Annotated in this window: 8 protein-coding genes; 2 read left to right on the top strand and 6 right to left on the bottom strand. The window is 70.9% G+C overall.

Annotated elements, in window-relative coordinates:
- The 6 genes from secF to ruvC form a co-directional block, all read right to left on the bottom strand.
- On the bottom strand, positions 1 to 1064 hold a 1064-nt coding region (gene secF / locus AB0M47_RS40815), incomplete at its 3' end, for a protein translocase subunit SecF (RefSeq protein WP_363423885.1).
- A gap of 1 nt (position 1065) precedes the next feature.
- Positions 1066 to 2940, bottom strand: coding sequence for a protein translocase subunit SecD (gene secD / locus AB0M47_RS40820; protein ID WP_363423888.1), 1875 nt, complete (start codon positions 2938 to 2940; stop codon positions 1066 to 1068).
- A gap of 81 nt (positions 2941 to 3021) precedes the next feature.
- Complete coding sequence (gene yajC, locus AB0M47_RS40825) at positions 3022 to 3384, bottom strand: preprotein translocase subunit YajC (protein ID WP_308197672.1); 363 nt, start codon at positions 3382 to 3384, stop codon at positions 3022 to 3024.
- Positions 3385 to 3520: 136 nt separating this feature from the next.
- Positions 3521 to 4636, bottom strand: a complete 1116-nt coding sequence (ruvB, locus tag AB0M47_RS40830) for a Holliday junction branch migration DNA helicase RuvB (RefSeq protein WP_363423890.1) — start codon at positions 4634 to 4636, stop codon at positions 3521 to 3523.
- Positions 4633 to 5238, bottom strand: coding sequence for a Holliday junction branch migration protein RuvA (gene ruvA / locus AB0M47_RS40835; RefSeq protein WP_253752118.1), 606 nt, complete (start codon positions 5236 to 5238; stop codon positions 4633 to 4635). Before ruvA ends, ruvB begins: the two co-directional genes overlap by 4 nt.
- The gene (gene ruvC / locus AB0M47_RS40840) at positions 5235 to 5756 is read right to left on the bottom strand and encodes a crossover junction endodeoxyribonuclease RuvC (RefSeq protein WP_363423892.1); all 522 of its coding nucleotides are present in this window, start codon (positions 5754 to 5756) and stop codon (positions 5235 to 5237) included. The genes ruvA and ruvC overlap by 4 nt, the downstream gene beginning before the upstream one ends.
- Positions 5757 to 5903: 147 nt before the next feature.
- Between ruvC and AB0M47_RS40845 the strand changes: the two genes are divergently transcribed.
- Complete coding sequence (locus tag AB0M47_RS40845) at positions 5904 to 6671, top strand: 3-hydroxybutyrate dehydrogenase (RefSeq protein ID WP_363423895.1); 768 nt, start codon at positions 5904 to 5906, stop codon at positions 6669 to 6671.
- A gap of 11 nt (positions 6672 to 6682) precedes the next feature.
- Complete coding sequence (locus tag AB0M47_RS40850; protein ID WP_363423897.1) at positions 6683 to 8587, top strand: helix-turn-helix domain-containing protein; 1905 nt, start codon at positions 6683 to 6685, stop codon at positions 8585 to 8587.
- Positions 8588 to 8650: the final 63 nt, after the last annotated feature.

The raw sequence follows: 8650 nt of genomic DNA on the forward strand, positions 1-8650 counted from the left end.
GTGCCGCCGCCCGTGGTGGCCAGCTCCGGCTCCGGGGCGGCCTGGGTAGGCGTACCGGCGGCGGCGGCCTTGCTCGCGCCGCTCGCCCGGCGGGCCAGCACCCGCTGCGTGTGCGTGGCGATCTTCGGCTCGTACTCCTTCAGCGTCACCAGGACCGGCGTCGCGAAGAAGATCGAGGAGTACACCGCGGTGCCCATACCGATGAACAGCACCAGGCCGAGGTCCTTCAGGGTGCCCGCGCCGAGCAGGCCCGCCCCGATGAACAGCAGACCGCCGACGGGCAGCAACGCGACCAGACCGGTGTTGATCGACCGCATCAGGGTCTGGTTGACGGCCAGGTTCGCCGCCTCGCCGTACGTCTGGGTGCTGCTGCCGGTGATCGACCGGGTGTTCTCCTGGACCTTGTCGAACACCACGACGACGTCGTAGAGCGCGAAGCCCAGGATGGTGAGGAAGCCGATCACGGTCGACGGCGAGACCTCGAACCCGACCAGCGAGTAAACCGCGGCGGCCGCGACCAGGTCGAACGCCAGTGAGGCCAGGGCCGCCACCGCCATCCGCCACTCGAAGCGGATGATCAGGAAGACGGTCACCAGAGCGAGGAAGATCGCGAGGCTGAACAGCGCCTTCTGGGTGACCTGGGCACCCCAGGCGCCCGACACGACGCTGGTCGAGATCTCGTCGACGCCGACGTTGTACTGCTGGGCGAGCGCCGTGCGGACCTCGTTGGCCTGCTCGTTGGTCAGCGCCGAGGTCCGGATCTTGTACGACGGGTCGGACCCGCCGAGGTGCTGGCTGGTGCCGACCTTGGCCTCGGGGTCGACCTTGACGATCTGCTGGCCGACCGACGTCTCGATGTCGTTCAGCGTGCCGACCGAGGCCGGAACCGTGATCTCGGTGCCGCCGGTGAACTCGATCCCGGACTTGAAGCCGAGCGTGAAGAAGCTGATCAGCGCGATCAGGAAGATCGTGCCGACGACGCCGAACCAGACCTTCCGCTTGCCGATGATGTTGAGGCCGGCCTCACCGCGGTAGAGGCGAGTCGCAAGTCCCGACTTGCTCATGTCAGGCCTCCTTGGCCCGGTAGCGACGCGGCTGGTCGGCCTCGTCTTCGTTGGCCTGTTGCAGGACCCGGCCGAGACCGCTGACGCGTGGCGACATGAACGCCTTGGTCCGGGCGAACATCTCCATCATCGGGTGCCGGAAGAGGAACACCACCACGAGGTCGAGCACGGTCGACAGGCCGAGCGCGAACGCGAAGCCCTTCACCGCCCCGGACGAGAAGAGGTAGAGGACCACCGCGGCCATGACCGTCACCGTGTTGGCGGTGATGATCGTCCGCCGGGCGCGGACCCAGGCTCGCTGCACCGCGCTGCGCGGCGCTCTACCTTCCCGGATCTCGTCTTTCAGTCGTTCGAAGTAGATGACGAACGAGTCGGCCGCGACACCTAGTGAGACGACGAAACCGGCCATGCCCGCGAGGGTCAGCGTGAAGCCCATCGTCCGGCCGAGCCAGACCAGCGCACCGAAGGTGAGCAGACCGGACAGCACGAGCGAGAGGAAGATGACCGAGCCGAGCAGGCGGTAGTAGAAGAACGCGTAGATGATGACCAGCAGCATGCCGAGACCGGCCGCCAGCAGACCCGCCTTCAGCTGAGCCGCACCGAGCGTGGCGGTGACGTGCTGGGCCTCCTGGGCCTCGAAGGTCACCGGCAGCGCGCCGTAGTTGAGCTTGTTCGCCAGGTCCGACGCGGTGTCGGAGGTGAAGCTGCCGCTGATCGTCGAGTCGCTGGTGAGCACCTCGCGGATCTCCGGCGCGGAGATCACCGTGTTGTCGAGGACCACGGCCACGAGGCAGTTGCCCTGGTCGCCCTTGATCTCACAGGTGGTGCCGGTCTTGTTGACCGCCTCCTTGGTGAGGTTGGTCCACTTGTCCTGGCCGTTGCCCTTGAACTTCAGGCTGACGACCCACTCGGCCTGCTGCGCGTTCGGCGGCACGGCCTGCGCGCTGCCGACGTCGGTGCCGGCCACCTTGGCCACGTCCATCAGGTACTTGCCGGTGCCCTCGCATGCCACGACCTGGGCGTTCGCGTCGCTGATCGAGCCGACCGGGCGCTTGCCCAGCTGGTCGCAGCTGATCTGCGGGACGTTGAACTGGATCTTCGCCGGCAGGACGGCGACCTCGGCCGCGGTCAGGTCGGCGAACTTCGAGAACTGGAGCGCCGCGGTCGGATCGGTGGACACGTCGACCGGCGCGGTCAGCGCCTCGGCCGCCTGGTAGGTCGTGTCGCCGATCTTCTTCTTGACCTCGTCCAGCGTCGCGGTCTGCTCCTGGGTCAGCGCCTTGGCGCTGGGCGTCGGGCTGGCCGCCGCCGATGGAGACGTGGAGGCGGACGCGCTCGGCGTCGCGCTCGCGGCCGCGCCGCCGCCCTGGCCGCTGGCCGACGCGGACGGCTTCGCCGAAGCCGACGCCGACGGGCTCGCCGAGGTGGACGCGGAGGCCGACGGGCTCGGGCTGGCCGTGGCCGCCGCGAGGGCGCCGCTGTTGTCCTGCACCGAGTTGAGCACCTTGCGGAAGAACAGCTGCGCGGGCTCGCCGACGTCCTGGAGGTCGGCGGTGTTGCTGCCCGGGATGGAGACCACGATGTTCCGGTCACCGTCGGTGACCACCTCGGCCTCCGCCACACCCGTACCGTTCACCCGGTCCTCGATGATCTGCCGGGCCTGCTCCATCTCCTTGGCGGACGGCGTCTTGCCCTGGGCGACCAGGGTCATCCGCATGCCGCCGACCAGGTCCAGGCCGAGCCGCGGGTGCAGGCGGTCGGTGAAGCTGCCACTGGCGCCGGAGGTGAAGAAGACAAGCAGATAGAGGACGACGAAGAGACCGGCGAGGACGGCTAGCTGCCGCCCTGGCTTCATCTGTCCTTGAGGTGGTGCCACGGCCTCGGGTCTCCTTGCATGGGGAACGGGTGGGGAGGGTGGACCCGGCACCGGATCAGCGGCGCCGGGGTGGGTCTAGGACTAGCGGCCCTGCTCGATGACCTGCGGGGTCTCGTCGGCGGTCTCCGACTCCGTGGTCTCCTCGGCGGTGGGAGCCTTGATGACCCGGCCGATGGCGGCGCGCTCGTAGGTCGCGTTCACGCCCGGCGCGATCTCCAGCAGCACGGTGTTGTTCTCGTCGTCGATGCCCGCGACGGTGGCGTGCAGGCCCACGACGGTGACCACCTCGTCGCCGACGGCGACATTGCGCTGCAGCTCCATGGCTTCCTTGCGCCGCTTGCTCTGCGGGCGGATGATCATGAAGTACATCAGGGCGGCCATGAGGCCGAAGAAAAGCAGCGTGGGCAGCGCACTGCCGCCCGAATTGCCTGCCGCGTAGAACACGGTTTCTGACCTTCCGTTTCAGCCCACCCCGGGTGACCGGGGCAGGCGAAGAATGTCCGTTCGGACCGCGCGAAGTCTAGTCGCTGGACCGCCGATCGCCACACCCCCTGTGGCGATCACATTACGATCACGGCAATTATTCGGCTTCGTCTGCGGAACTGAACAGGTCCGGCGCCCCGGCGGCGCCGCCGGAAAACATACCATTCCCGGCTGTTTGTCCCGGGAGTTGCGTGCCCGTCTGCCCCGGAAAGGCACTGTTCGGCGGCGTACGGCCGAGGTGCTGCCAGGCCGCCGGGGTGGCCACCCGGCCCCGGGGCGTACGCGCGAGCAGACCGGCCCGGACGAGAAAGGGTTCACAGACCTCGGCGACCGTCTCGGGCTGCTCCCCCACCGCGACGGCGAGCGTGGACAGCCCGACGGGTCCACCGCCGAACGTCTCGACCAGCGCCGCCAGCACCGCCTTGTCCAGCCGGTCGAGACCGAGGTCGTCGACGTCGTAGACACGCAGCGCGGCCCGGGCCGCGTCCAGCGTCACCACGCCGTCGGCCCGCAACTCGGCATAGTCGCGCACGCGGCGCAGCAGCCGGTTGGCGATCCGGGGCGTCCCCCGCGACCGCCCGGCGATCTCCTCCACGCCCTCCGCGGTCACCGGTACGCCGAGGATCCGGGCGGATCGGTGCAGCAACGCGGTCAGCTCGGTGCCGTTGTAGAACTCCAGATGCCCGACGAAGCCGAACCGGTCGCGCATCGGGCCGGTCAGCAACCCGGCCCGGGTGGTCGCCCCGACCAGGGTGAACGGCTCGACGTCCAGCGGAATGGCGGTCGCGCCCGGCCCCTTGCCGACGATGACGTCGACCCGGAAGTCCTCCATCGCCGAGTAGAGCAGTTCCTCGGCCGGCTTGGCGATCCGGTGGATCTCGTCGATGAACAGCACGTCGCCGGCGGCCAGGCTGGTCAGGATCGCAGCGAGGTCGCCAGACCGCTCGATGGCCGGGCCGCTGGTCATCCGCAGCCCGCCGCCCAGCTCGGCGGCGACGATCATGGCGAGCGTCGTCTTCCCCAACCCGGGCGAGCCGGAGAACAGGATGTGATCCGGCGGCGAACCCCGGCGCAGCGCGCTGTGCAGCAGCACTTCCAGCTGCTCGCGTACGCGTTCCTGCGCGATGAACTCGCTCAGCCGCTTCGGGCGGACGGTCGCCTCGGCGTCGCGCTCCTCCGGGGAGGCGACCGCGCTCACGACGGATTCGCTCACCGGGTCCTACCCAGCAGCTTGATCGCCTGCTTCAACAGCACGGGCACGGGCGGCGTCGGGCCGTCCTCCAGCCCGGACGCGACGGTGCCGATCGCCTGGTCGGCCTGGCTCGCCGTCCAGCCCAGCCCGACCAGACCCTGCCGGACCTGCTCCTGCCAGGGCATCTGCCGGGGCACGCCCTTCACCGAGGCGGCCGCGTCGACCGGGCCGACCTTGTCGCGTAGTTCGAGGATGATCCGCTCGGCGCCCTTCTTGCCGATCCCGGGCACCTTGGTCAACACGCCGACCTCGCCGTGCGCGATCGCCACGCGTACCGAATAAGGAGAATGGACCGACAGCACGGCTTGGGCGACCCGCGGACCGACCCCGCCCACGGTCTGCAGGAGTTCGAAGATCTCCCGCTCCTCGTCGTCGACGAAACCGTAGAGGGTGAGCGCGTCCTCGCGGACGATGAGCGTGGTGGACAGCCGCGCGTCGTGGCCGACCCGCAGGGTGGCCAGCGTGTTCGGGGTGCAGTGCACGGCCAGGCCGACCCCGCCGACCTCGACCACCGTGGTGTCCGCGCCGACCCAGGCGACCTTGCCCGCCACGCTCGCGATCATCGACCTCTCCGATACTGCTGCAACGCCGCCGCGACCTTGTCCCGCGTGCCACCGCGCCACACGTGGCAGATCGCCAGGGCCAGCGCGTCGGCCGCGTCCGCCGGGCGTGGCGGGGCGTCCAGCCGCAGCAGGCGGGTGACCATCGCGGTGACCTGAGCCTTGTCGGCCGTGCCGGAACCGGTCACCGCCGCCTTGACCTCGCTGGGAGTGTAGAGCGCGACCGGCAGCCCGGCACGGGCCGCCGCGAGGATCGCGACCGCGCCCGCCTGCGCGGTGCCCATCACGGTGCGCACGTTGTGCTGGCTGAAGACCCGCTCCACGGCCACGCCGTCCGGCTGGTGCAGGGCGATCAGCTCGGCCAGCCGGCGGTCCAACCGCAACAGACGGTGGGCCAGCTCCTCGTCCGGGTCGCTCTGCACCACCTCGTACGCGATCGGCGTGCACGGCCGCCCGGGGACGCCCTCGACGACGCCGACGCCGCACCGGGTGAGCCCGGGATCGACTCCCAGTACGCGCAACCGAATCCACCCCTCCCCGCACACCTGTACGACACCCTATCGTCCGGCCCCGACAGGGTTCGCACGGCACGCCGCACACGAACCCCGCGTGGAGTGTGTGGCGTGGACACATGTGTTGCCCGGTCGCGCGCTCGTAATTTCTGCGCCATGACGATCGGGGAAACCGTGGGCCTGGACCTGTCGGGCAAGACCGCGCTGGTCACCGGGGCGGGCAGTGGCATCGGGCGGGCCTGTGCCCGGCGGCTGGCCGCGGCCGGGGCCCGGGTCCTGGTGGTGGATCGCGACCAGGACGCCGCCGAGGCCGTCGCGGCGGAGACGGGCGGCGCTTCGATCGTGGTGGACCTCGCCGATCCGGCCGCCCCGGACGCGATCCCGGCGGAGTTGGACGTCGTGGTGAACAACGCCGGGCTGCAGCACGTCGCGCCGCTGGCGGACTTCCCGCCCGACCGGTTCGCGTACATCGAGCAGGTCATGCTGCTCGCGCCGTTCCTGGTGGTCCGGCGGGCCCTTCCGCACATGTACGCCCAAGGCTGGGGCCGCATCGTCAACATCTCCTCCGTGCACGGGTTGCGCGCGTCGCCGTACAAGGCGGCGTATGTCGCCGCCAAACATGGTCTGGAGGGGCTGAGCAAGGTCGCCGCGCTCGAAGGAGCGCCGCACGGGGTCACCTCCAACTGCATCAATCCGGCCTATGTGCGTACGCCGCTGGTCGAGGGGCAGATCGCCGATCAGGCGCGGACCCACGGCATCGCCGAGGAGCAGGTCATCAGCGAGATCATGCTCGCGAAGGCGGCGATCAAACGGCTGATCGAACCGGACGAAGTCGCCGAACTCATGGCGTACCTGTGCACACCGGCGGCCTCGTTCATCACCGGAACCAGCATCGCGATGGACGGCGGATGGACAGCGCACTGAGAATGCAACGCATGACACCCCTGTCCCACCTGCTGGAGCTGCTGGAACGGGAGGCGAGCCCGGTCGAGTTCGAGGGCCCGCTCCTCCAGGCGCGCGCCGACGGCGCGGCCGCCGAGGAGCTCGCCGCGCTCGAGGAGGCCAAGGTCGTCGCGCTGCGGGTCCGGGCGCTGCTCGAACGCCGCCGTCGGCGGGAGCTGGAGCTGTCCGGGCTCTACGACACCGCCAGCGACCTCGCCGGCCTGCGCGACCTCGACAGCGTCCTGTCCGCGATCGTCCACCGCTCGCGCAACCTGCTGGGCACCGACATCGCGTACCTCACGCTGAACGATCCCGACCACGGCGACACCTACATGCGGGTCACGGACGGCTCGATCTCCGCGCGGTTCCAGCGCCTCCGGCTGCCGCTCGGCGGCGGACTCGGCGGCCTGGTGGCACAGACTGGTACGCCGTACGCCACGGCCGACTACGCGCAGGACACCCGGTTCCAGCATCTCGGCGAGGTGGACGCCGGGGTCGGCGAGGAGGGGCTCGTCGCGATCCTGGGCGTGCCGCTGCGGCTGGGCGCCCAGGTCATCGGCGTGTTGTACGCCGCGAACCGGTCCGCCCGCCCGTTCGCGCGGGAAGAGGTGGCGCTGCTGGTCTCGCTGGCCGCGCACGCTGCCGTCGCGATCGACACCGCCCGGCTGCTGACCGAGACGCAGGCGGCGCTGACCGAACTGTCGGCCGCCAACGAGGTCATCCGCGCGCACAGCGAATCGGTGGAACGGGCGGCGGCCGCGCACGACCGCATGACATCGCTGGTCGTCCGGGGTGGCGGGGTCGAAGACGTGGCGGCCGCGGTCACCGACGCGCTCGGCGGTTCGCTGCTCGTGCTGGACGCGGACGGGCGTACCCTCGCGCTCGTCGGCGACCTCGGCACGCCCGAGTCGTCGGTGCTCGCCGAGGCGGTCACCGCCTCCCGCGCCGGCGGCCACGCGGTCCGCCGGGACGAGCTGTGGTACGCCGCCGTCGTGGCCGGCGCGGAGAACCTCGGCACGCTGGTCTGCCGTCCGCAATCGCCGCTGGCCGACGCCGACCAGCAGATCCTCGAACGGGCTGCCCTCGTCACCGCCCTGGTGCAGTTGTTCCGGCGCAACCTGGCCGAAGCCGAGGGACGCGTACGCGGAGAGCTGCTGGACGACCTCATCGCCCGGCCCGGGCGCGACGTGGACGCGTTGCGCGTACGGGCGCGCCGGATCGGGGTCGATCTCGACTCGCCGCACGTCATGGTGGCCATCGGCGACGAGTTCGCCTCGTCCGGGGCGCTGCGCCAGCGGGCCGCGTCCTGGGGCGTCACGTACGCCGCCACCCGATCCGGGCTCTCCGCGATCCGGGACGGGCGGGTCGTGCTGATGCTGCCGGGCGGCGACGCCGGGGCCACCGCCCGGGCCGTGGCCAAGGATCTCGCCCGGGCGCTGGGCCGCCCGGCGACCGTCGGCTCGGCCGGTCCGGCTACCGGAGCGGCCGCCCAGGCACACGCGTACGCCGAGGCCGACCGGTGCGTGACGGCCCTGGTCGCCTTGGGCCGCACCGGAGAAGCGGCGTCCACTTCGGAGTTGGGCTTCGTCGGCCTGCTGCTCGGCGCGGTCACCGACGGCGGCGACCGGGGCGTGGCCCGGTTCCTCCATCACGCCATCGGCCCGGTCGTGGACTACGACACGCGGCGTGGCACCGCACTCGTCAAGACGCTGGAGTGTTACTTCGGTGCCGGCGGCAGCCTGGCCCGCGCCGCCGAGCAGTTGCACGTCCACGTCAACACCGTCACGCAACGGCTGGACCGGGTCGCGCAGCTGCTCGGGCCGGACTGGCAACGGCCGGAACGCGCGCTGGAGGTGCAGTTGGCGTTGCGCCTGCACCGCCTCCGCACCGGCGCCTGACCGCCCACCCGTGGCGGCGCTGGATCAGGGTTCCGGGTCGAATCTTGACGCAAGATTCGACCG

The organism is Hamadaea sp. NPDC051192 (assembly GCF_040682475.1).
Lineage (GTDB): Bacteria > Actinomycetota > Actinomycetes > Mycobacteriales > Micromonosporaceae > Hamadaea > Hamadaea flava.

What these genes read in the sequence shown, in the direction of transcription:
- ruvA (WP_253752118.1), bottom strand. Translation starts at nt 5,238, where the DNA reads ATGATCGCGAGCGTGGCGGGCAAGGTCGCCTGGGTCGGCGCGGACACC.
- AB0M47_RS40845 (WP_363423895.1), top strand. Translation starts at nt 5,904, where the DNA reads ATGACGATCGGGGAAACCGTGGGCCTGGACCTGTCGGGCAAGACCGCG.
- AB0M47_RS40850 (WP_363423897.1), top strand. Translation starts at nt 6,683, where the DNA reads ATGACACCCCTGTCCCACCTGCTGGAGCTGCTGGAACGGGAGGCGAGC.